Origin of the sequence: Myxococcus sp. RHSTA-1-4 (assembly GCF_020037125.1) — a bacterium.
In the GTDB taxonomy this organism is placed as follows: Bacteria; Myxococcota; Myxococcia; order Myxococcales; family Myxococcaceae; genus Myxococcus.
Genome location: NZ_JAIQDG010000001.1, coordinates 126,531 through 148,172 on the forward strand (window position 1 = coordinate 126,531; position 21,642 = coordinate 148,172).

Annotated in this window: 17 protein-coding genes; 6 read left to right on the forward strand and 11 right to left on the reverse strand. The window is 70.7% G+C overall.

Translation table 11 applies throughout. The annotated features are described in order from the left end of the window. Positions 1–133: 133 nt before the first annotated feature. Entirely contained in the window at positions 134–1,498 is a 1,365-nt protein-coding gene (locus K8638_RS00525) for a sigma 54-interacting transcriptional regulator (RefSeq protein WP_225936874.1), read from the forward strand. Positions 1,499–1,508: 10 nt separating this feature from the next. On the opposite strand, the gene K8638_RS00530 is transcribed toward K8638_RS00525, so the two are convergent. Continuing rightward, entirely contained in the window at positions 1,509–2,303 is a 795-nt protein-coding gene (locus K8638_RS00530) for a M15 family metallopeptidase (protein ID WP_223752382.1), read from the reverse strand. A gap of 134 nt (positions 2,304–2,437) precedes the next feature. On the opposite strand from K8638_RS00530, the gene K8638_RS00535 reads away from it, so the two are divergent. Both K8638_RS00535 and K8638_RS00540 read left to right on the forward strand, forming a co-directional pair. Beyond that, on the forward strand, positions 2,438–3,085 hold the full coding sequence (locus K8638_RS00535; RefSeq protein WP_223752926.1) for a DUF3332 domain-containing protein: 648 nt from the start codon (positions 2,438–2,440) through the stop codon (positions 3,083–3,085). Between the two features lie 145 nt (positions 3,086–3,230). Continuing rightward, positions 3,231–4,289 carry a PrsW family intramembrane metalloprotease gene (locus K8638_RS00540; protein WP_223752383.1) on the forward strand — a complete coding sequence of 353 codons (1,059 nt, stop codon included), beginning with the start codon at positions 3,231–3,233 and terminating at the stop codon, positions 4,287–4,289. 14 nt (positions 4,290–4,303) lie between these two features. On the opposite strand, the gene K8638_RS00545 is transcribed toward K8638_RS00540, so the two are convergent. Further along, complete coding sequence (locus K8638_RS00545; protein ID WP_223752384.1) at positions 4,304–4,861, reverse strand: hypothetical protein; 558 nt, start codon at positions 4,859–4,861, stop codon at positions 4,304–4,306. Beyond that, a complete protein-coding gene (locus K8638_RS00550) occupies positions 4,858–6,201 on the reverse strand; it encodes a hypothetical protein (protein WP_223752385.1) in 1,344 nt (447 codons plus the stop codon). Before K8638_RS00550 ends, K8638_RS00545 begins: the two co-directional genes overlap by 4 nt. Before the next feature lie 131 nt (positions 6,202–6,332). Here K8638_RS00550 and K8638_RS00555 point away from each other — a divergent pair, with 131 nt between their 5' ends. After that, entirely contained in the window at positions 6,333–6,989 is a 657-nt protein-coding gene (locus K8638_RS00555; RefSeq protein ID WP_223752386.1) for a gluconate 2-dehydrogenase subunit 3 family protein, read from the forward strand. After that, on the forward strand, positions 6,986–8,638 hold the full coding sequence (locus K8638_RS00560; protein WP_223752387.1) for a GMC family oxidoreductase: 1,653 nt from the start codon (positions 6,986–6,988) through the stop codon (positions 8,636–8,638). Before K8638_RS00555 ends, K8638_RS00560 begins: the two co-directional genes overlap by 4 nt. Before the next feature lie 21 nt (positions 8,639–8,659). Here the strand turns inward: K8638_RS00560 and K8638_RS00565 are convergent, their stop codons facing one another. Beyond that, complete coding sequence (locus tag K8638_RS00565; protein WP_223752388.1) at positions 8,660–9,118, reverse strand: hypothetical protein; 459 nt, start codon at positions 9,116–9,118, stop codon at positions 8,660–8,662. An 80-nt stretch (positions 9,119–9,198) separates the two neighbouring features. Here K8638_RS00565 and K8638_RS00570 point away from each other — a divergent pair, with 80 nt between their 5' ends. Continuing rightward, a complete protein-coding gene (locus K8638_RS00570) occupies positions 9,199–9,630 on the forward strand; it encodes a hypothetical protein (protein ID WP_223752389.1) in 432 nt (143 codons plus the stop codon). 62 nt (positions 9,631–9,692) lie between these two features. Here the strand turns inward: K8638_RS00570 and K8638_RS00575 are convergent, their stop codons facing one another. The 7 genes from K8638_RS00575 to K8638_RS00605 all read right to left on the reverse strand — a co-directional run bounded on the left by K8638_RS00575 (position 9,693) and on the right by K8638_RS00605 (position 21,609). Further along, positions 9,693–12,038 carry a hypothetical protein gene (locus K8638_RS00575; RefSeq protein ID WP_223752390.1) on the reverse strand — a complete coding sequence of 782 codons (2,346 nt, stop codon included), beginning with the start codon at positions 12,036–12,038 and terminating at the stop codon, positions 9,693–9,695. Positions 12,039–12,049: 11 nt separating this feature from the next. Then, on the reverse strand, positions 12,050–13,795 hold the full coding sequence (locus K8638_RS00580; protein ID WP_223752391.1) for a vWA domain-containing protein: 1,746 nt from the start codon (positions 13,793–13,795) through the stop codon (positions 12,050–12,052). After that, entirely contained in the window at positions 13,792–15,774 is a 1,983-nt protein-coding gene (locus K8638_RS00585; RefSeq protein ID WP_223752392.1) for a vWA domain-containing protein, read from the reverse strand. Before K8638_RS00585 ends, K8638_RS00580 begins: the two co-directional genes overlap by 4 nt. 34 nt (positions 15,775–15,808) lie before the next feature. Then, positions 15,809–17,134 carry a thrombospondin type 3 repeat-containing protein gene (locus K8638_RS00590; protein WP_223752393.1) on the reverse strand — a complete coding sequence of 442 codons (1,326 nt, stop codon included), beginning with the start codon at positions 17,132–17,134 and terminating at the stop codon, positions 15,809–15,811. Positions 17,135–17,304: 170 nt separating this feature from the next. Further along, on the reverse strand, positions 17,305–18,951 hold the full coding sequence (locus K8638_RS00595; protein WP_223752394.1) for a calcium-binding protein: 1,647 nt from the start codon (positions 18,949–18,951) through the stop codon (positions 17,305–17,307). A gap of 177 nt (positions 18,952–19,128) precedes the next feature. Continuing rightward, entirely contained in the window at positions 19,129–20,808 is a 1,680-nt protein-coding gene (locus K8638_RS00600) for a hypothetical protein (RefSeq protein ID WP_223752395.1), read from the reverse strand. Positions 20,809–20,865: 57 nt separating this feature from the next. Next, positions 20,866–21,609 carry a hypothetical protein gene (locus K8638_RS00605; protein WP_223752396.1) on the reverse strand — a complete coding sequence of 248 codons (744 nt, stop codon included), beginning with the start codon at positions 21,607–21,609 and terminating at the stop codon, positions 20,866–20,868. Positions 21,610–21,642 lie beyond the last annotated feature (33 nt).

A 21,642-nucleotide genomic window follows, 5' to 3' on the forward strand; every position in this document is an offset into this window, starting at 1 on the left:
TGACGCAGTGGGCCGACCGACCTGGCAGGTCCCCTTCCCGCCCGGAAACGCCCGCCCGCCCGCCTGGCGGGCGTCGGCCCGGGGTACAGGAAGTCACCACACGGCGTGAAGCCGTCTAGAATCCCCGCCCGTCATGCCCGCCCTTCCGCCAGATCCCATTCCCACGCACACCGTCGTCGGCGCTCGGGCGCAAGGAGAGCGACTCTCCGCGCAACGGTTCCACCTCGTGCTGCTCGACACCGAGCGCGCCGGTACCGTCTTCCCCCTGGCCAACGAGGCCCTCAGCGTGGGGAAGGCGCCGGACAACGACGTCGTCATCGACCACCCCACGGTGAGCCGCAACCACCTGGTGGTGCGCCGCCAGGGCGACCGCTTCCTCGTGCAGGACCTGGGCTCCACCAACGGCACCTTCCTGGACGGCGCCCAGGTGCGCGAGGCGTACCTGCGCCCCGGTGCCCTGCTGGAGGTGGGCGACGTGCGCCTGCGCTTCAGCCCGCAGGTGTCCCCCGTCCAGGTGGAGCCCACCACCGAGGACCGGCTGGGCGACCTCGTGGGGCGCAGCCTGCCCATGCGGCAGATTTTCGCCCTGCTCCAGCGCATCGCCCCCACCGACTCCACCGTGCTGCTGGTGGGCGAGACGGGCTCCGGCAAGGGCGCCGCCGCCAAGGCCATCCACAAGCTCAGCCCGCGCGCCCCCGGGCCGCTCGTCGTCTTCGACTGCGCCAGCGTGTCCGACTCCCTCATCGAGAGCGAGCTGTTCGGCCACGAGAAGGGCGCCTTCACCGGCGCGGTGGGCCAGCGCATCGGCTGTCTGGAGCGCGCCAACGGCGGCACCCTCTTCCTGGACGAAATCGACGACCTCGCGCTGGACCTCCAGCCCAAGCTGCTGCGCGCCATCGAGGACCGGGAGTTCCGCCGGCTGGGCTCGTCGTCGCCCATCTCCTTCAACGCGCGCATCGTCGTGGCCAGCAAGAAGGACCTGTGGGCGGAGACCCAGGCCGGCCGCTTCCGCGAGGACCTCTACTTCCGCCTCTCCGTCTTCACCTTCAGCCTGCCCGCGCTGAGAGACCGCAAGGAGGACATCCCCCTGCTGGTGGACGCCTTCGCGGGCGAGGGCCTGTGGGCGCGGCTGCCGGAGAAGATTCGCGAGCAGTTCACCGGGCACACCTGGCCGGGCAACGTGCGCGAGCTGCGCAACGCGCTGGAGCGCGCGCGGCACATGGTGGACATCCCGGAGCTGGCCGGGGACACGCTGCTGCGCGAGTTCACCCGCGAGGCCCCCGCCGCCGCCGGAGACTTCCTCCCCGTGGAGTTCACCGGCCCCTTCAAGGTCTGCAAGGACGAGCTCATCCGCGCCTTCGAGCGCGAGTACCTCACCCGGCTGCTGGGCCGCGCCAAGGGCAACATCGCCCGCGCCGCCCGCGAGGCCGAGCTGGACCGCAAGCACCTCTACTCGCTGCTGCACAAGTACGGGCTGGTACAGAGCGAGGGAGACTGACGCCCGGCCGTCAGCGCGGCGCGCACGCCGGGTCCAGCAGCTCCGGCCGGTATTCGAAGTGCATCGTGTCGTAGTGGTACCAGCGGCCTCCCCAGATGAAGCCCTCCGCCTCGAAGGCGTCCACGATGGCCTGGGGCACGGTGTTGGCCCAGCGCAACGGCTGGTGCTTCGGCTGCCACTCCCAGTAGTGCGCGCGTGACGGATTGAGGTCGATGGACACGCCGTAGGAGTGCGCGCTCTGCCGGTTCGTGTTGGCGATCTTCCGCCAGTGGAACGTGCCGCCCAGGTTCGTGAGGAAGGGCTTCAGCGACGCATCCTTCGCGAGCAGCGCCTCCAGCCGCGCGGCCACGCGCCGGAACGCGGGCGCCACCTTGCGATGCACCTTCAAGCGCTGGCCGAGGAAGCGGATGGGCACCACGTCCACCCGGTCCTCGGACGCGCCGTAGGCCGCGTGGAAGAGCGGGTCGAAGCGGATGCGGCCGGGGTCCTCGTCCTCGCGAGTCACCGGCGCCAGCGGGCCCGTGCGGTACGGAATGGACAGCGTGTCCTCCAGGTCCGGTGACTCCAGCTTCTCCTCGAAGGACTTCGCGCGCCCGTCGTTGAACGGGTATGTGCGCCCGTCCGGGAGCCGGAAGCCCCAGCCCGACTCCAGGCGCACCGGGCTCAGCACGGGGTACCACTTCGCCAGGCAGGCCAGGGGCGCGGGAGGTACGTCCACCGAAGGGACTCCGGCGTCGGTGGCCGGAGCAGCGCACGGCGCGAGCAGCAGTCCGCCCACCAGCAGGAGCGAGGAACGCGAGTTCATGCCCCACCCCCGCCGCCAGTCGCGGGGAATTGCCGACCAGCGGACGTCACCACGAACGGGCGGTGACAGCGGCAGTGCCCGTGGCATGGTCTCACCGCACTCGCAGTCATGCCGCCCTCCGAGGAGGATCCATGATGAAGCGTCCGTCCCCCTGGCTCGCCGTGCTGTGCGCGGGTTTCATTTCCATGCATGCCACCGGTTGCTTCGGCCAGTTCAAGCTCACGCAGGCCATCTGGAAATTCAACAAGAACATCTCGGGCGAGAAGTTCGTGCAGTGGTTGATGTTCCTCGTGCTCGTCATCGTCCCTGTCTACGAGATTGGCGCGCTCATCGACGCGCTCATCATCAACAGCATCGAGTTCTGGAGCGGCAGCAACCCCGTGTCGAGCAGCGTGGACGGCACGGACGATGGCACCCGCGTCGTCAAGCTCGGCCCCACGGACACGCTGCGCCTGTCCCGTGACGCGGAGAGCGGCGTGATGCGCCTGGAGCTGGACCGCGAGGGCCAGGAACCCATCGTGCGCTACTTCGAGCCGCTGGAGGACGGCATGGTCGTCCGCGACGAGGCCGGCGCCCTGCTCGTCCAGGCCCGCGAGGCGGCCGACGGCGCGGTGGCGGTGACGGACGCGGCCGGCACCACCCTGACGGTGCACTCGAGCGAGGCGCTCGCGGTCGCCCGCCGCGTGTACGAGGAGGGCGGCGCCGCGGCGCTCGCGAAGCACACCGTGGCGCGGACGGCCGTGTCCCATGGCCTCGCGCTCAGCGCCTGTGTGACTCCGTAGCCACGCCGGAAGCACCCGGTTCGTCAGAGGCCGGAGCGCTTCGCGCCTCGGACGCTCCGGCGGCGCCGACGGGTGGCGCGCCCGGCCCATCCCCTCGGGGGCCCGGTTTCCTCCGGGCCCAGGCCCCCTGCTACCGTGCATTGCCATGTCGGCGCTGGTGCTCGGTGGTTCGGCGGTCGTCCCGTCGCTGTTGCTCTTCTGGTACGTCTACGCGCGGGACAAGCGGCCGGAGCCCCATGGCCTGCTGCTCCGCACGTTCCTCCTCGGCGCCGTCATCTGCATCCCCGTGGTGCCCACGGCCATGGCGCTCCAGTCGCTCGGCGAGCCCTTCGCCATGGGCATCTGGGGCTCCGCGCTGGTGCGGGCCTACCTCGGCGCCGCCATTCCCGAGGAGGTCTTCAAGTTCCTCGTCCTCTACGGCTACGTCTGGCGCAAGCCCGCCTTCGACGAGCCGCTGGACGGCGTGGTGTACGGCGCCACCGCCTCGCTCGGCTTCGCGACGCTGGAGAACATCCTCTACGTCGGTGAGCATGGCTTCGAGGTGGCCATCCTGCGCGCCCTCACCGCCGTGCCGGGCCATGCCTTCACCGGCGTGGTGATGGGCGCCTTCGTCGGCCGCGCGAAGCTCGCCGCGCCGGAGCAGCGCTTCGGCCTGCTCGCCGCCGGGCTCGGCTGGGCCACGCTGCTGCACGGCGCCTACGACACCTTCCTGATGACGAATACCGGGTACGCCGTGCTCGCGTTCGGCGTGCTCCTCATCGAGGTGCAGTGGGGCCGCAAGCTCTACCGCAAGCTCCAGTCCGAGCAGCTCGCGCACATGGCCGCGCCCGTCCTCGTGTCCGAGAGTGTCCTCGTCGCCCGGGAGGCGATGGTGATGCGCGGCCCGGGTGTCCAGGTGGCCACCGCGAGCGCCGTCCTGGTGGGCACGGAGCGGTGGGAGACTCCGCCACCGCCCCGCTCCCTCGGAGCGCCCCGCCGCACGGCGGGCGCCTGGGTGAAGCTCGTCATCGGCGGACTGGGGCTGACGGCCTGCGGCCTCTGGTGGCTCGGCATCTACTCCGTCCTGTCCGGGTACTCATTCCGTGAGCCGGCGGAGTACGCCGCCTGGGGACTGATGTTCGCCTTCTCCCTCGGCTTCACGTTCCTGTTCTTCTGGCTGTTCCGCTCGGGACTGCGAGGGCCCATGGCCCTCCCCGAGCGGTGACAGCCCGCGGGCGCCTACGGAGGAGGTACGCCCGCGTCCAGCAGCTCTCCCGGCTCAGGACCGAAGCTCGCGTCCAGCGCCGTCGCGGCGAAGGTGCCCTCCAGGTTGCGGCCGGCGCCGTAGCCCTCGCCCTTGCGGAAGGACATGGAGAAGTTCCCCCGCGTGTTCTCCCCCGGGTTGCCGCCCTCCTCCAGCTCCAGGTCGCCCTTCTCCACCGGAGCGAAGACGCGCGCCGGCTCACCCGCGTTGAGGTGCACCACCGAGGCCCGCGCCTGCCCCGACGGCGTGGTGCCCGCCAGGTCCACCTTCGCGCCGGGCCGCAGCTCCAGCCCCTCGGTGGCCACCGTGAGCCGCGCCACCAAGTCCACGTCGAGCTGGTTGTTCCGGTAGTAGCTCACCTGCAGCGCCTCGGCGTTGCGGAGCACCTCCACGCGGGAGATGTCCCCCAGCGGGAAGAGCTCCGACACGCTGCCGGCCAGCTCATTGTCCGACAGCCCGCACGCCGTCAGGCCCGCGCCGAGCGCCAGGCCCGCCAGCCCCACCGCCGCCAGTGCACGGACGGCCCGGCTCATTTCTCCACCGCGAGCTTCAGGGCGCCGTTGTCCGGCGCCACCACGGGCGCCCGGTACAGGACGACGCGCTTGCCGGTGGACAGGTACGCCAGCTTCGGAGACCAGCCGCCGCCGGCGTCCACCAGCGTCTCCCGCCAGATGCCGGCGATGCGCGTGGACACCACCAGCTCGTCGTCACCCGGGTTGCAGGACGTGTCGTTGCGGCCCGACTCCAGCGCGCAGACGTAGTAGGCGATGGACGGCTCGTGGTTCACCGGGTCGAACGCCAGCGACGGGTACCAGCCGCCGGTGCCGGAGTTGTACACCGGGTCCGGCGTGGACCAGTCCGCGGCCGCGGTGCACTTCGTCGCCGAGCTCTCGTCGCACTCGATATACGTGAGCTTGTCTCCAATCTTGTCCAGCACCGCGATGCCGAAGCCCACCGTGGCGTCGTACGCCATCGAGGGACCGAGCTGCGCGTTGGCCACCTGCTGCACCCGCACCGGTGTGCTCCAGGTGGTGCCGTCCGTGTTGCGCCGCTGGAAGACGACGTCCGACCCGCTGGCCAGCGCGGCCTCGGGAACCAGGTCGTGGACCAGCGCCGGCTGCGCCCCCGCCATGATGAGCGAGAGGTGGCCGCCGTAGCCCTGCTTGTCGTTGCCGCCCGCCGTCACCACGCGGGTCTGCCACGCCGTGGGGCCGCCAATGGCCATCTCCAGGTCGCTCGCCTCCCAGTCCTGGCGCCCGAAGTTGCCCTGGTGTCCGTCCCGGTACGCGACGAGCGCCTGGCTGCCGGAGAAGACGATGGAGGCATTGAGGCCCACCAGGAAGCCGCTGTCGCTCACCGGGTTGCCCGCCACCGCCTGGTCGGAGCGTGTCACCGCGATGCGCTCCGTCCACGTGCCATCGGCATTCCGGTACGACACCGCCAGGTCGCTCTGGTACCAGAACGTCGAGTCGTCACGGCCACCGCCCAGGTACGCAATCGCCGGCTGCCCGTTGGGCCCGAAGGCCAGGGACAGGCCGTACACGCGCTGCACCTTCGCCACCACCGTCTCCACCGGCTTCAGCGAGCCGCCTTCGAACTCGTGGTAGCGCAACGCGAAGTCGGGCGCGTTGTTCGTCTGGGTGCCCAGCTTGACGTAGTACGCCATGCCGATGCGGTCCTGCGGGCCCACCGCCAGCGCGATGGAGGAAATCTGGTGGAACTCGCTGGGGCTCGTGTCCACCACCAGCCGGGTGAAGTTCGAGTTCTGGTTGGGGTCATCCGGCGGCTTGGTGCCCGCGTCCGGGTTGGTCGGGCTGTCCTTGCCGCATCCCACCGCGAGCGCCAGGCCCAGTGCCCAGGCGTGCCGTTTCATGTGCATCTCCTTGCGTTGTCGGCCCTGCACGTCGTCGTGTCCATCCTACGCCAGCGAACCGTCATGGCGAGCAGCCGAGCAGGTTTCATCTTCAGCGCGATGCACGCCCCGCTGCGCTAGGCTTCCCGCCCATGCCACGCACACGTTCCCCCCGCGGCCGCCTGTCCCGGCGCTCCTTCATCCAGCGGGCCTCCTTCCTCGGTGGAGGCGTGGTGCTGCTCGGCCCCGCCGCCTGCAAGCGCTCGGAAGAGAAGCCCAAGCCGCCACCCACCGACACGGGCCCCCTGGGCGCCACCGCCGGCGGACAGGCGCTGCGCACCTTCTCAACCTTCGAGTACGCCGTGGTGGCCGCCGCCACCGAGCGCATCCTCCCCCGTGACGAGGACCCGGGCGCGCTGGACGCGGACGTGCCCGTCTACATCGACCGCATCCTCCAGACACCGGAGATGGAGCCCGTGCGGGACGACTTCATGGGGGGCGTGGCCGCGCTGGAGCGCCGCGCGCAGCGCACGTTCCAGAAGGGCTTCGCCGCCCTCACCCCCGCCCAGCAGGACGAGCTGCTCACCCTCTTCAAGGACAGCCCGCCCCGCAGCGGCGAGGCGCACTTCTTCGAGCTGCTCACGGTGATGACGCTGGAGGGCTTCCTCGGGGACCCGTCCTACGGCGGCAACCAGGGGAAGGTGGGCTGGCGGCTGATGGGGTTCGACACCGTGGGCACCGTGGCCATGGCGCCCCCGGAAGGCCATGACGGGCCGAAGTGCCTGCGCACGTGCGGAGTCCACAAGTGAGCCTGCCCGAGGTCGACGTCTGCATCATCGGAAGCGGCGCGGGCGGCGCGCCCATGGCGCTGGAGCTGGGCCGCGCCGGCTTCAAGGTGGTGGTGCTGGAGAAGGGCCGGCACTACCGCCCCCAGGACTTCATCCACGACGAAATCCTGAACAGCCGCCGCAACTTCTTCATGCCGCTGCCCTGGGATGAGCCGCACCTGGTGCGCCAGGGCGCGAAGGGCCGCTACGAGCGCTCCACCGCCGCGTGGACGGCCAACTGCGTGGGCGGCGGCACGGTGCACATGAGCGGCTTCTTCTACCGGCTCAAGCCGGTGGACTTCCGGCTGCGCTCCACGCTGGGCGCGGTGCCCGGCAGCACCGTGGCGGACTGGCCCATCTCCTACGAGGAGCTGGCGCCCTTCTACGACAGGGCCGAGGCCGAGCTGGGCGTGTCCGGCGAGGCCGTGCCCCACCCCTTCGCCGAGCCCCGCGCCGCCCCCTACCCGCTGCCCGCGCTGGACGTGCACCCGGTGGCGGGCGAAATCGACAAGGCCTGCAAGGCCATGGGCTGGCACTCGCTGCCCACCGCGCGCGGCATCATCAGCCGGCCCTACCGCGGGCGCGCGCCGTGCTCGTACTGCGCGCTGTGCGGAAGCTACGGCTGCGAGACGGGCGCCAAGAGCGGCACCGACGCCAGCCTCATCCCCGCCGCGCTGGCCACCGGCAACGTGGAGCTGCGCCCCGGCTGCATGGCGCGCACCGTGGAGGTGGACAAGCAGGGGCGCGCGAAGAGCGTCGTCTACCTGGACGACAAGGGCGTGGCACGGGAGCAGCCCGCGAAGGTGGTGGTGGTGTCCTGCACCGCCGTGGAGAGCGCGCGCCTGTTGCTCAACTCCACCTCCGGCCGCTTCCCACGAGGGCTGGCCAACGGCAGCGGGCTGGTGGGCAGGAATCTCATCTTCAGCTCCTTCGGCGAGTCGCAGGCCACCTTCCGCGTGTCGAAGCACGGCGAGGCGCGCCCGTGGCTGAAGGACCCGGCGCCCTTCGTCAACCGCAGCGTCCAGGACTTCTACCTCCTGCCCGACGCCCGGTACGGCTTCCGCAAGGGCGGCACGCTGGGCTTCATGTGGACGCACCCCAACCCCATCCACGCGGCGGTGGGGCTCGCGGGCAAGGGCGCCACGGCCGTCTTCGGCAAGGCGCTGAAGGACAAGATGCGGGACTACCGCGACTCGCGCATCCTCCAGTTCGAGGTGTACGCCGAGTACCTCCCCACGCCCGGCAGCTACGTGAGCGTGTCGGACCAGGTGAAGGACAAATACGGCATCCCCGTGGCGGCCATCACCGTGGAGCGGCACCCCATGGACCTGGCCGCCACGCGCTTCCTCGTGGAGCGCGGCGAGGAAATCCTCCTGCGGCTGGACCCGGACGACGTGCGCCGCGGAACCACCAGCGGCGAGACGACCATCCTCCAGCACGGCACCTGCCGCTTCGGCAATGACCCGGCCGCGTCGGTGCTGGACAAGCACTGCCGGGCACACGAGGTGCCCAACCTCTACGTGGTGGACGGCAGCTTCATGCCCACTGGTGGCAGCGTGCCGTCCACGCTCACCATCGCCGCGAACAGCTTCCGCGTGGCGCACCACCTGGTGCGCGCGCTCAAGGGCTGACGGGCCGCGTGGAAGGCGGCGCTACTGGGTGCGAAGGGGCGACACGTCCACCTTCACCACGTAGCGCGCCTGCATGTCGGACTCGAACTCGATGAGGTGGTCGCCCACGCCGGTGACGTCCGCCTCGCGGGTGAACTCGCCGGCCTTCTCCATCATGTCGAGCACCGTGCGCCCGTCCGCCGCCTCGCGCGTGCGCGCTCGGCAGCCCTCCTCGTGGAAGAGGACCACCGTCTCCTCGCCCGCGGCGGACACCTCCTCCAGGTAGAAGCTCACCTTGATGGTGGAGGCCTCCGGCACCTGGACGATGAACTGGCCCCGGCCCGGGAAGCGGCCCTCGGCATAACTTTCCGTGCCGAGAATGCAGCCGGCCACGCGGCTGCACACGGGCCAGGCCGCGTCACACGCGTCCTTCACACGCGGGCCGATGAAGTCATCGCGCGAGTCGCCACACGCCACCGCGAGCACCGTGAAGAGCAGCACCGCGGCCCTCTGTGCGGAGCGGTGAAACACTGTTACAAACGACATCATCATCTGACCCTCAATCCGAGGAGTGGACGTCCATGCGACTGCGTAACCGGTGGCTCCCCATCATCTTCTTCGCCCTGGCTGGCTGTGGGAACGAGACCGAGATTCCCAAGGAGCCCCAGCTCTTCACGGACCGCGACGAGATGGCCTTCAACCGCGAGTTCAACAGCGGCACCTACGTCGGGCAGGTGGGCTACAACTCGCTCATGTTGGAGAACCGCGGCGAGGGCACGCTGCAAATCACCGACATCACCCTGGCCGGCCCCTCGCAGTTCAAGCTGGTGCTCCCCGAGGGCTTCACCCCCGGCACCCCGCTCCCGCTGGAGACGTACAAGCGCGCCTTCGTGACGGTGGAGTTCCGGCCCACGGACGACGTGGCGTACCAGGGCACGCTGACCATCAAGTCCAACGCGGCCAACACGCCGGAGAAGACCATCACCCTCAACGGCATGGGTGTGAATCCCTGAGCCGGCGAAGGTCCTGAGTGCAACGGGCGGGAGCCGCGGCTCCCGCCGTACCGCCGCCGCGCTCATGGCTGGCGGGTGAAGTTGCAGCCTCCGACCCACGTCCCGCCGTCCTGCACCGGCGCCGGGCACGACACGCTGGCCCCGCCGTCCACCGTGTAGCTGGTGGGGTAGACCGCGTAGCCGGTGCGCAGGGTGTAGTTGACGCGCTCGTAGTCGGTGCGGCTCTCCGCGGACACGTCCACCCGCATGGTGCCGCCGCGGATGAAGCGCCGCTCCAGGCAGCCGCACGCGTACGGCGCCACGGTGACGACGGTGGAACCCGGCCGCTCCTCCCGCGTGTACAGCGGCTGGAGGCTGCTGAACGACGCGCCGCTCGGCGTATGCCAGGCACGCAGCGAGTCCGAACGGTAGCCCATCGTCAACGGGAGGCTCCGGCTGCCCGTCGTCACCGGCGTGCACGTGCCGCCGTCCGTCACGTCTCCTTCGCAGAAGGTGAAAGCCAGCGAGATGCCGTGCGGCGTGCCGCCGTCCGCCAGCTTGTCCACCTCCCACTGCACCAGCCACGCCTTGTCCTCCGGGGCCGTCGCGGGGGGAAGCTGGAACTGGTACGAGTCAATGTCCGAGGGCACCGCGTCGTAGTCCCAGGGTCCACGCACGCCCATCCCGGTGGTGCGGTCATCGTTGTCGGAGCGAAGCCGGCCGTGGCCGTGGGAGAGCTGGCCCGTCACGGAGAAGTTGGTGTCACCGTATGGAGGGGCGGGGAAGCTGGGGCTGGCCTGCAGCGTGCGCGGCACCGGCTGCTCCGAGCCGGTCGATTGCCGGTTCCGCTCGTCCAGGTCCTCCTCCTCCCAGCTCACCTCCAGCCGGTAGTCGCGGTCATCCGCCCAGTTGGAGCCGTCGTCCTGGACGAGGAAGTAGTACTGCACGGCGGTCGTGTGCGGCGGCAACGGGATGACGCCGTGGAAGTTGCTCAGCGCGGTGAAGCGCGGGTTCTCCACCACCTCCTCGCGGTAGGAGTGCAGGCACATGGGCGCCGGCAGGTCCGTGCGGGTGCAGTAGCCCTCCGCCAGGGTCTTCGCGGGCTGGTTCTCCACGAAGTCGCGGGGACAGGCGCTGGCGTCGTTGAGGCAGTTGGTGCGCCACTCGGCCAGGTTGGCGCCCTTGGACACCAGGGTGAACACCTGCACCGTCCGGTCCGGCGTGTCCGGCAGCGCCGGGAAGCGTCCGCCCGAGCCCAGCGGCACCAGGCGGTAGCGCAGCAGCGTGGGCACGCCGGAGACCGGCAGCCGCACCGAGTACCAGTCCCGGTCCGGCACGTAGCCCAGGCGGCCGGTGAAGGACGCCGACGCCTGCGGGGTGCCGGGCGAGGCCGTATCGAAGTTGCGCGCCGTGGCGTCCTGCACCCGGTCATTGCCGTTGCCCGTGCTGTCCTGTGCGTCCGCCTCGTCCAGGGCGCGCACCTCCACCTCGTAGCGCTGGCGCAAATCCCCCAGGGCGGTGTCCTTGTCGTTGATGCCCCGGTAGCCCTTCACCACCAGCATCCACGTGCCCGTCTGCTTCACCTTGCGCGCCGTGGCCAGCTCGGAGCCCCTGAAGCCGGGCGGTGACTGGCCCTCGTCCTCCTTCTCCGCGAAGCCCGGGCGCCGCAGCTCGTAGGACAGGCGCCAGTTGGGGACGAACTGCTGGTCGGGCGCGTGGACGCGCACGTAGGCCACCTTCCCCGCTTCCAGGTTGAAGGTGTAGTGGTCCACGTCGTTGTCCGTGGCGAGGTAGCCCGTGGCGGTGCCCACCTGCTGCCCGTTGCCGGGGGCGAGCGTCAGCGGGGTGGCCGTGGCGTAGGTGTCGTTGGGCTCCTGCGAGTCCGGGTTCTGCGCAAGCTGCACCGTCAGCCGGTACTTGTTCTTCGCGTCGAAGTTGGGCCGGTTCACCACGGCGGGCGCGTCCTGCACCAGCACCAGCAGCGTCTGGCTCTTCAGGTCGTCGCGCAGCGGCAGCACCATGTCCACCGGCTTCGGCGCTCCCTGGCCGTGCTGGTCCTCCTTCTTGGCCAGCGCCCCCTCGCCCCCGGTGGGAAGGGGCCCCAGCACGGTGATGGACAGGTTCACCGCGGTGCTGGCCGCCAGGTAGGCGCCGTTGACGTTGAGCAGCGTGCGCGGGCTGGTGTCGGCGGGCAGGACGATGCGGTACCAGTCCTGGTCACCCGCCTTCACCTCGCCCTCCAGCACCAGGAAGCGCTCCAGCGGCTCGCCGGGCTTCAGCTCGCACTCGGGCAGCGACAGCGCCTCCTCGCGGCTGTTGCAGAGGTCCTCCACCGGGTTGGTGCCCGCGTCCGTGTCGCCGCCTCCTCCGGATTTGCAGGCGGCGAGGGCGAGCAGCGCGAGCGGCAGCAGTCGGGCTTGGATGGACATGACGTGGGTTCTCAAGGCGTCTGGGACGGTGCGTTGACGCGGCCGGGGCAACCGTCGATGAACTGCTCGGGCTCCACGCGGATGATGCCGTCGGCGGGCGACTTGATGCCGCCCACCGGGTAGCGGACGGTGTCCACGCGGACGGTGCGCACCAGCGTGCGCGCGGTGGGGTCGTCCGCGGGCACCATGGCCACGGACAGGGACAAGTCATTGAAGCCCGCCCCACGCAGCACCACGCCCGCGTCGTCCGGGTGGGCGGCGGTGGGCGCCAGCAGGATGTTGTCGACGCGGAGCTTGTAGCACTGGCGGCCCAGCGCGTCCGGCGCGCCGTCCGCCTCGAAGGAGTAACGGTAGCCGTCCACGGACAGGTTGGCGGTGTCTACCTCCAGCGGGCGGGTGTGCAGGCGCAGCTCCTGGCGGCTCGTCAGCCCGTCGTTGTCCGGGTCCTCGTCCAGATCGTCACTGGAGCCCTGGGTGCCGCCGCGCCACTCCACGCCGTCCGGCACGCCGTCACGGTCGCTGTCCGCGAGGTTGGCGTTGGTGCCGATGAACTGCTCGTCGCAGTCCAGCAGCCGGTCGCAGTCCGAGTCCTCGGCGCGCAGCAGCGGAGGGCAACCCTTGTCCAGTCCCCCCCCGTCCGGCAACGCCACCTGCGTGGGATTGAAGTCCACGCCGCGCTCGCGGAAGTACACCTCCACGCCGTCGCTGAAGCCGTCCCCGTCCGTGTCCATGAGGTTGGGGTCGGTGCCCACCTCCGCCTCGCGCGCGTCCGCCAGGCCGTCGCCGTCCGTGTCCGCCTCGTCCTGCGGGCTGCCCGGCGGCGCGGAGAAGTTGGTGGCGATGACCTCCTTCACGATGAAGGAGCGGCGCACCTGGCCGAAGGTGAAGTCCAGGAAGTTGATGGGCTCGTTGTTGCGGAAGTCGCGGAAGTTGCCGCCGCCCAGCCTCGCCATCTGCTCCAGCCGGTCCGCGTTGGCGTTGATGATGAGCAGCGGGCAGCCACCGTCCCCCTCGATGTCGCACGACGACACCGGCTGCGTGGGCAGGAAGACGTGCACGGTGTTGACGCGCACCTCCTCCACCAGGTCCCGGAGCTGGCGGATGCGCACCACGGCGTCACCGTCGATGAGCTCGTCGTCCTGGTCGGTGGTGGGCTTGCCGTCCGACAGGAAGATGACCGAGTAGCGCGCCTGCGCCAGCGCCTGGGCGCCGCCCGGCTCCAGCCGGCTGCGCGCGATGTCCGTGTTGATGAGCGAGTAGATGTCCGACAGCGGCTTGACGAAGTCCGTCGAGTCCCGGTTCGGGGAGTTGTCCGGGTTGCGGAAGGTGAGGAGCTGCTCGGTGAGCCGGCGCCGGGCGGCCTCGTCCATGCTGGACACCTGCACGAAGCCGTCCTGCGGCGGGTTGCCCGGCGCCTGGGTGAGGAAGGCCGTGGTGCTGCCCGCGAAGAGCATCACCGCGATGTAGACCTCGGGGTCCCTGGGCAGGTTGTCGATGAGCTCCACCAGCGCGGTGGCGCGCGTGCCGTCCGGGTCGCTCACGCGCATGGACTGCGACGCGTCCATGGCGACGACCAGCTTGATGGGCCGCACCACCTCGTTGGAGCCCACCGTGCAGAACCGGCCCTCGAAGGCCATGGCCCGGTCCACGGGCACTTCCGTGTCGCGGCGCGGGTCATAGAGATAGGAGTCGGTGCAGGCCACCACCACGGCGAGCGCGGTCAGCAGGCCCGCCAGGACTCGGCTGGCGCGGCTCATGGATTGGCCCCCGGACCGGAGGGCGGGGTCCCCACACAGTCGTTCTGGTTGTTCCACGGGTTGCTGAGCTGGTCGGGCCGGCGGAAGTCGGCATCCGTCAGGGCGAGCTCGGGTCCAGCCGGCACGCGCACGCTGGGCGGCGCGTACTGGGCCCAGGCGCAGGCGGTGCGCCAGACGCCGTAGTCGGAGGAGACGCCGCTCTCCGGCGCCTCGGCGAACCACACCTTGAAGAGGTTGTGGCCCTGCTTCACGCCCGCGCGGTCCGGCGGGGTGACGAGCTGGATGTTGGACACGGTGAAGTCGTAGCAGACGCTGCCGTCCGCGCGGACCTCGGCGACGCGCGTCTCGTACTGGTAGCCATTGCGCTCATAGAAGGCGCGGTCCCTGCGCGTCGGGTTGCTCCCCGCGCGCAGCTCCGCGTCGTCCGGCAGCCCGTCCCCGTCCGTGTCCAGGCCCGCCACGTTCGGCTCCAGGGGGGGCAGGCCCCAGCGCGCCTCCATGCTGTCCGGAGCGCCGTCGCCGTCGCTGTCCACGATGCCGGTACGCGTGCCCAGGAAGGCCTCGGCGAACTGCGACAGGCCGTCGCCGTCCGTGTCCCGGCACACGCAGTTGCGCGTCAGCGGGGACTGCGGGTCACACCCGCGCGCGTCCAGATCGTTGGCCGCCCGGAAGCCCTGGTCCTCGCGGCGGTCCTCGAAGCCGTCGTCCAGGCAGTCTCCGTCGCTGTCACCCAGGAAGGTGTTGGTGTTCAGCGTGAAGGCGTTGTCCCGCGCGTCCGGCACCCCGTCACCATCGCTGTCCAGCACGCGACCTTCCTCGCCAGGAGCGGAGCTGAGCGCCTCCACCACCAGCGACTTCATCACGTTGCGCGAGGCGAAGGACGAGTAGTCCAGCGCGCCCAGGCCCAGGTTGGAGATTTCGGCCGTGTCGTTGAACTCCTGGTACACGCCGTTGCCCATGTCCGCGAAGCGCCGCAGCAGCCAGGAGGCAATCGACTTCGCGGCCTCCGGATATTGCGCGGGGTCCACGCCCGGGTAGATGCCGTAGATTTCCTGGCAGATGGGGCCGCAGGCGCGCACCGCCTCCTGGTTGAAGAGCAGCACCGTGTGCATGCGCACGTCGCCCACGTTGTACTGGTCCTTCAGCTCCATCAGCCGCCGCACGTAGCTGAAGAGCTGGTAGTTCTGGTTGCGGTCCGTCCCGATTTCGAAGCCGTCAATCACGTCCGTGGTGTTGGTGGCGTTGCAGAAGCCGACGATGGAGTCCGCCCACGTCAGGTCCGGGCTGGACGGGCTGGCGTACACGCTGAGGTTGTCGGTGGCGGAGCAGCGCGGGTACGGCGTGCCGTCGGTGAGGAAGACGACGACGTAGCGGGTGCGCGGCAGAAGCTCCGGGTTGGACTGCGCCACCGCGTTGATGTCGCTGGAGATGATGCTGTACGCGTAGGACAGGGCGCCCTGGTAGTCGGTGCCCTTGCCGAGCTGGCTCTGCAGGCCGTCGATGTAGCTGTCGATGTTGTTGTCCGGCCGCGCGAAGCGGCTGCCCACGGTGGTGGGCGGCCACACGTTGCGCACGTTCGTCTCGAAGGGGGCGACGGAGACCTGCACGTTGCCGCCCTGCGCGTTGACCTGGCGGAACTGGGCCACCAGCCGCTTGAGGGCGCGCACGCGCGCGGGCTCGGTGACGCCGGGAGGGATGATGGCCTGCACCTCGGCGCGCTGGCAGAAGCCGCTGTCGAGCTGCGCGCCCGGCGGGTCCGAGATGCACATGCTGCCGGACTCGTCGATGACGACGACCACCTTCACCGGGAAGCCGGACGGGTTGGGCGGACGCGTGCACACCCGCCCCTGCAGCGTCAGCCGGTCGTCGAGCTGGGACTGCTCCTGGGCCCGGGGCTCGAGCATCGAGTCGGTACAGGACAGCAGGCCCAGGGCCAGGAGGCCCGCCGCGAGCAGCGGGGTACGAATGAAGCGGCGCATGCGGAAGGGACCTCCTGGCGGGGGGACGGCGATGTTACTCCTGACGGCGACGGCGGCGCATCAGCACGCTGAGCAGCGCGGCGCCGAGCGCGGCGGCGCTGAAGCCCGCGGGCACCGAGCTGCAGTTGGTGCCGCCCGAGCCCTTGCCCACCTGCACGATGACACTGGAAGTGGAGACGCGCTGGTCCGGGAAGACGCGGTCGGCGAAGGCCAGGCGCGCCGTCACCTGCAGCTCGTACTCACCCTCCTCGTCCGGGACGAAGGTGGGCACGCTGCCGTCCACGTAGGTGTACTGCCAGTCACGGCTGAGCGTCACCGCGCCCTGCGGGTTCTCCACCACCGCGTTGGAGCCCGAGGGGCGCTTGACCACCGTCCACTTGTACTCCATGGCCGCGCCGTTGCGGTTGGCGAACAGGGCCGGGCGGAGGACCGTGCCGGCCTCGTCCACCTGCACGAAGCCGCCGCCGCTGACGGTGAAGGGCGCCTTCGGGTCCAGGCAGTCCTCCGGGCGGGACGGGTCCAGCACGAGGCAGTAGCGCGTGTCGCAGGCGTCACCGCGGCCGTCGCGGTCGTCGTCGAGCTGCTCGCGGTTGGCGTTGGCCGGGCAGTTGTCCGCGGCGTTGGGGACGCTGTCGTCGTCGATGTCCGGGTCGCACGCGTTGCCCTGGCCGTCCGCGTCCGCGTCCGCCTGGTCCGGGTTGGCCAGACCGGGGCAGTTGTCGCCGTTGTCGGAGATGTTGTCGCCGTCCGCGTCCACGCGGCACTGGCTGCCGTCGGTGGGCATCACCTGGCTGGGGTTGGCCACGCGCGGGCAGTTGTCCTGGCCGTCGTTGACGCCGTCGTTGTCGTCGTCCAGGTCGCAGACGTCGCCGGCGCCGTCACGGTCCAGGTCGCTCTGGTCCGCGTTGGGCACCAGCGCGCAGTTGTCCGCGGCGTTGAGGTCGCCGTCGTTGTCCTGGTCCTCGTCGCAGTCGTCACCCTTGCCGTCACCGTCCGCGTCGCGCTGCTGGAAGTTGGAGAGGGCCGAGCAGTTGTCGCAGGCGTTGCCCACGTTGTCGCCGTCCTCGTCCGTCTGGTCGCGGTTGGAGACGAAGGGGCAGTTGTCGCGGTCGTCCGCGCGGCCGTCGCTGTCCGCGTCGTCGGTGTAGGCCAGCGTGTCGCCGTCGTCCGTGTAGTTCACCCACACGGAGCCGCCACACCCGCAGCCGCAGCCACCGCCCTCCTCCCGCGGCGCGCCGCAGCTGTCACCGAGGCACTCCGGGTTGTCCGGGTTGTTGTTGGACTGCGCCTGCGCCACCGAAGGACTGAGGAAGAGAAAGGCCCCCAGGGTGAGGACCGAGGCAATACGCGTGACTGTCATGGCGACTCCTTTCAGCCACTGGCCCCTAGCAAGGAACGATCCGTACCGGACAAATGCGTGGAACCCAGGAGTTTCAAGGACTTGGGCACGGGTCGGGGTGAGGCGGGCTGGGGGGTGTGGGGGGCACTCCCCATGACGGGCGAGGGGCAGACCCCACACCCATGGGTGGATCAGGTACCGAGGATGAACTCGCTGGGGTCGAGGGAGATGACGCCGGCGGGCTCGCGGCCGGAGTCCTCGCTGTACTGGATGGGCTGGATGAGGAGCGAGCCGATGCCGGCACCGCGAGGGTCATTGTCCCGGCCGGCCTGGAGGTAGAGGTAGACCTCGTTGGTGCCCGCGGGGATGACCTCGCCCGGGATGAAGGGGTGGGGCCGCGCGCGGGTGGGGACGACGGTGATGTTCTCCGCGCGGGCGGCGTAGCAGGTGCGGCCGTCGGCGGTGGGCTCGGACTCGACGAGGTTGTAGCCGTAGCCGCGCTCCCGGTGGAAGTCGAGGTCGGCGCTGAGCGGGTCGCCATGGGCCTCCACCTCGGAGACGTTGGAGAGGCCATCACGGTCCGAGTCCAGCAGGTCCTCGGGCACGAGCGGATTCGTCATGGACAGCGTCTCCACCAGGTCCGGCACCGCGTCCCCGTCCGTGTCGCCGATGCACGGGTCGGTGCCCAGCACGCGCTCCTCGCAGGTGTTGAGCCGGTCGCCGTCCTCGTCCAGGGACACGTTGCAGCCGTTGATGGTGTCGAGCTGGAGCGGGTCCAACCCCATGCGGACCTCCAGGCCGTCCATCAGCCCGTCCTGGTCCGTGTCGAGCTGGAGCGCGTCGGTGCCGAGCGCGTCCTCGTCCACGTCGGGCAGGCCGTCGCCGTCGCTGTCGGGGAGCGACTGGCCGGCGCGGACCGCCACGTTGCGGTTGAAGGCGATGAAGCGCTTGAGCTTGAGGGTGTTCTGGCGCGCGGCGTACTTGATGTTGGTAAGGGCGCCGGGCAGACCCGCGAAGTCCACCTCGAGGGGCTCGGTGCCACCGGCGGCGGCGATGGCGGCCACGGCCTGGCGCGTATAGACGTCCGCGGTGGTGCCGCGCACGTAGATGGGCTGGACGACCACCTCGCCCGCGCCGAACTGCTCGGCCAGGGCCTTGATTTCGCCGGTGACGGCCGTCAGCTCACACTCGCCGCACGCGGCATCACAGGCGGTCTGGGCGCCCGTGTTCGCGTTGCAGCCCGTCGCCGAGGAGAGCGCCACGCACCGCGAGTCCAGTCCCGAGCGGAAGTCGTCACTCCCCCGGGCGCGGGCACACGTGGTGTCACGGTTGCGGACGATGACCACCACCATGTAGCGCGTGCGGGCCACCTCGCCGCGGCAGGACGTCTGCATGTCGCCGGACAGCAGCGTCTTGGCCAGCCGCAGGGCGGAGCGCACGCTGACGGGGCCCGACTCCTGGTAGGAGGCGTAGCGCGGCAGCGTGGCCTGGAACTCGGACGCGTCGGAGAAGCTGCCCAGGAGGCCGGTGGCGACGGTGTGGTACGCCACGAGGCCGAACTGGACGAAGGGGCCGGAGAAGCGGCTGGTGAGGGTGGAGAGGCCGTCGGTGGCATAACCGACCATCTCCGCCTCCACGCCGTCTCCCCCCTCGATGGCGAAGAGCACCTTGGTGGGGAAGGCCTCGCCGCCCGCCAGGGGGACGCACACATTGCCGGAGAAGCTGGCGCGGTCCTTCCCGCCAGGGCCTCGCCCGTCGAGGGCGTAAAGGCCCGCGTCGGAGCACGACATGAGCAGCACGGGAACGAGGAGCCAGGCACAACGCGAAAGAGCGCGCATCGGCCGGATTCTACACCTCAGCCCCCCGAGGTGACGCAAGCGACAGCATGGGTACATCTCGGATTCGGCGCGGATGCGGCACAACTGGAGCCGAGATTTCAGCCCGCCGTGGAACAGTCTCGCCGGGCCGGCTGCCCTCCTGGCACCCCGGATGGATGGACGCGAGCGCGCGGTGACTCACCCGTGCCCGGACCGGTACCGCGCCAGCGCTTCGCGTCCGGCGGCGCGATACAGCTCCTCCCACCGGCGCAGCTCATCGAGCGCGACGCCGTGCTCCGCGGCGAGGTCCTCCGGCACGCGCTGGCCGGTGAGCAGCGCGAGGATGGCCGCCTCCATCCCCTCCTCCGGCGCCATGGCACGCGGCGCGGGTGCACACGGGGGCGCTCCTCCGAAGCGAGGCCCCAGCAGCGCCCGCATCGCCACGCGCCCGTCCGTGGCGGGGGCGGACTCACGGGCGGAGGCCAGCGGCAGGCGGACGGCGGGGTCGCCCAGGAGGATGTAGTTGGCCAGGTCCTGGCGCAGCATCCACAGCCGGGCGCGCTCCACGCCGTCAATGGAGGACGGGCTCCCGTGCGCGCGCTCCAGCTCCTCCTGGTTGTAGAGCGACGTCAGCTCGCTGCTCGTCTCGTTGAGGACCTGTATCAGTGAGTGCAGTGCGACGCCCGCGCGGCTGCCCCGGGCCAGCTCCTTCAGCAGCTCGATGAAGCGCGAGGGCGTGCCACGGCCCCGGTCGCTGAAGCTGTGGGACCAGGCGAGGTCCACGTGTCCCATCACCGCCAGCGGCCCCTCGGGGTTGGCCAGCGCGGCCTGGGGCAGCGCGGCGATGAAGGGAGGCTCCCCGGCCTGGGGCGCCGCCTCCAGTCCCCTCCTCGCGTTCGGGTCGCTCTCCGGGAGCTTGCGCAGCCAGTGCGCGTAGCTGCTGCGCGCCGGAGTCCCCGCGCCGAAGCACGCGAAGCTGAACCAGATGCCGCCCGGCAGGAAGGGACGTGACGCAAGCGCCGCCGCCGGAAGGAAGCGCCCGTCCGGCAGCTTCAGCTCTCCCTGGTGCTCCCGCCGGGCCTCGGGCCGCTCCCAGCCCCCGGGGGGCCGCCCCCTGCCATGGCTCAACGTGAAGAGCACACCCGGCCCGGGCCGCGTCGCATGGTCCAGCAGGTGCTCGATGGGCACCGCCCCGCTGGCGCCCAGCTCGAGGATGTCCGCCGGAGGGAAGCCCGCCTCCTCCTGGCGCTCGCGGCAGGCCGTGACGCTGGGTGTGATGAGCGCGCGGTGTCCCAGCTCCGTCGCGGCGGAGCCGTCGCGCGCGGTGTAGAAGAGCATCCGCGCCCGCGTCTGGCTCGCGGCCGCGCGCTCCCAGCGCAGCACCTTCTCGGCATAGGCCTCGTAGCCCGCGTCGGAGGCGAAGGCCAGCCGCCCCACGAAGGCATCGGTGGACAGCGACTGCTGCAGCTCCAGCGGGACTTCGTGCAGGTCCCCCAGCAGCAGCAGGTAGCGCGGCCTGTCCTTCTCCGAGGTGCCCTCGTGCCGGAAGACCTCCTTCTTCCAGCGCATGGCATACGGCCCGTCCATGACGGACGGGACGCGGTGGACGATGACGGGCGCGCCGCCCTGCCCCTCCTGACGCCACCGCCGCAGTGGCTCGACGAGCGCCAGCAACCGGTCGCCCCGAGGCCCTCGGGGCGCCACCAACCCCCAGCGCTGGCGGCCCAGGTCGTTCGGGTCTCCCGTCGCATCCCACAGCGCGTCGGGCTCCTCGACGGGCTCGGGCCGCGGAGCGCTCCGGAACGACTCCAGGGGAAGCCCGCGACGGGGCACGGCCCCGACCTCAACGGCGTGGGCCAGCAGCAGCTCGACGGTCATCGGGCTTCCCCCGCGCTCCGGGTTCAAGGTGGTTCCTCCTGCCTCCACGCCACCCCGCTAGAAGGCGGAGGCCGCCGCCTGGTTGTCGGAGAAGGCGCTCTCGGTGACGCGCACGAGCGGGGTGACCTGGGACAGGGTGATGGAGAAGTCGCGCCTGAGGTACTCGAGGTAGTCCCGCAGGTACGACTCCGAGGGCTGCTCGGGGTACTCGACGGAGGCCCGGGCCAGCGTCATCCGGTCGGCGAAGCTCCCGAGGTCGGCCATGTTGCCCCGGGCCGCGAACACGAACAGGGGCCCCGGCGAGCTGCACACGCCGAAGGCGAAGAACTCGTTGTCGTTCGGTTTCATGACGACGACCTTCCGGGTGGTCTCCGAGGGCCACCCCACGTTCTCGGTGGTGATGGACCTCGTCAGCGAATACTCCTCGGTCGCCCCCCCTCCGTAGCCCATGAGGCCGTTGATGGGCGGAGGCTTGGGCCCGTCGGTCTCCCCACTCTCGTACGGCTCGTCGGAGGTGTAACGCTTCACCAGGGGCCACGGCAGCGGCGGCCGGGCGTACAGCTCCACGGTGGCGCCAGCCTGGGCCATCCGGGCGGTGAACTCGCCCAGGTGCTCGAGCGCCCGGCCCCGGGCCACGAAGTGCACCGTCGACGATGGGCCCACCACGCCGAAGGCCAGGAACTCGGCGGGGTTGGGCAGCGGCATGAGAAAGGTGCGCCGCGCGGCGTCCCCGGCTCCGTTCCAGAATGGGGCATCCCCGAAGAACTCCAGGTTGTAGAAGGCTGGCTCCTGCTGGCTCATGACTTCGCGTCCCCCTGTGCTGGGTAGAGGAGA

Bases quoted from the DNA above. Each gene is read 5' to 3' on its own strand.
- K8638_RS00590 (WP_223752393.1), bottom strand. From the start codon at position 17,134: ATGACAGTCACGCGTATTGCCTCGGTCCTCACCCTGGGGGCCTTTCTC.
- K8638_RS00550 (WP_223752385.1), bottom strand. From the start codon at position 6,201: ATGAAACGGCACGCCTGGGCACTGGGCCTGGCGCTCGCGGTGGGATGC.
- K8638_RS00580 (WP_223752391.1), bottom strand. From the start codon at position 13,795: ATGAGCCGCGCCAGCCGAGTCCTGGCGGGCCTGCTGACCGCGCTCGCC.
- K8638_RS00535 (WP_223752926.1), top strand. From the start codon at position 2,438: ATGAAGCGTCCGTCCCCCTGGCTCGCCGTGCTGTGCGCGGGTTTCATT.
- K8638_RS00600 (WP_223752395.1), bottom strand. From the start codon at position 20,808: ATGACCGTCGAGCTGCTGCTGGCCCACGCCGTTGAGGTCGGGGCCGTG.
- K8638_RS00555 (WP_223752386.1), top strand. From the start codon at position 6,333: ATGCCACGCACACGTTCCCCCCGCGGCCGCCTGTCCCGGCGCTCCTTC.
- K8638_RS00595 (WP_223752394.1), bottom strand. From the start codon at position 18,951: ATGCGCGCTCTTTCGCGTTGTGCCTGGCTCCTCGTTCCCGTGCTGCTC.
- K8638_RS00540 (WP_223752383.1), top strand. From the start codon at position 3,231: ATGTCGGCGCTGGTGCTCGGTGGTTCGGCGGTCGTCCCGTCGCTGTTG.
- K8638_RS00585 (WP_223752392.1), bottom strand. From the start codon at position 15,774: ATGCGCCGCTTCATTCGTACCCCGCTGCTCGCGGCGGGCCTCCTGGCC.
- K8638_RS00530 (WP_223752382.1), bottom strand. From the start codon at position 2,303: ATGAACTCGCGTTCCTCGCTCCTGCTGGTGGGCGGACTGCTGCTCGCG.
- K8638_RS00605 (WP_223752396.1), bottom strand. From the start codon at position 21,609: ATGAGCCAGCAGGAGCCAGCCTTCTACAACCTGGAGTTCTTCGGGGAT.
- K8638_RS00575 (WP_223752390.1), bottom strand. From the start codon at position 12,038: ATGTCCATCCAAGCCCGACTGCTGCCGCTCGCGCTGCTCGCCCTCGCC.
- K8638_RS00545 (WP_223752384.1), bottom strand. From the start codon at position 4,861: ATGAGCCGGGCCGTCCGTGCACTGGCGGCGGTGGGGCTGGCGGGCCTG.
- K8638_RS00570 (WP_223752389.1), top strand. From the start codon at position 9,199: ATGCGACTGCGTAACCGGTGGCTCCCCATCATCTTCTTCGCCCTGGCT.
- K8638_RS00525 (WP_225936874.1), top strand. From the start codon at position 134: ATGCCCGCCCTTCCGCCAGATCCCATTCCCACGCACACCGTCGTCGGC.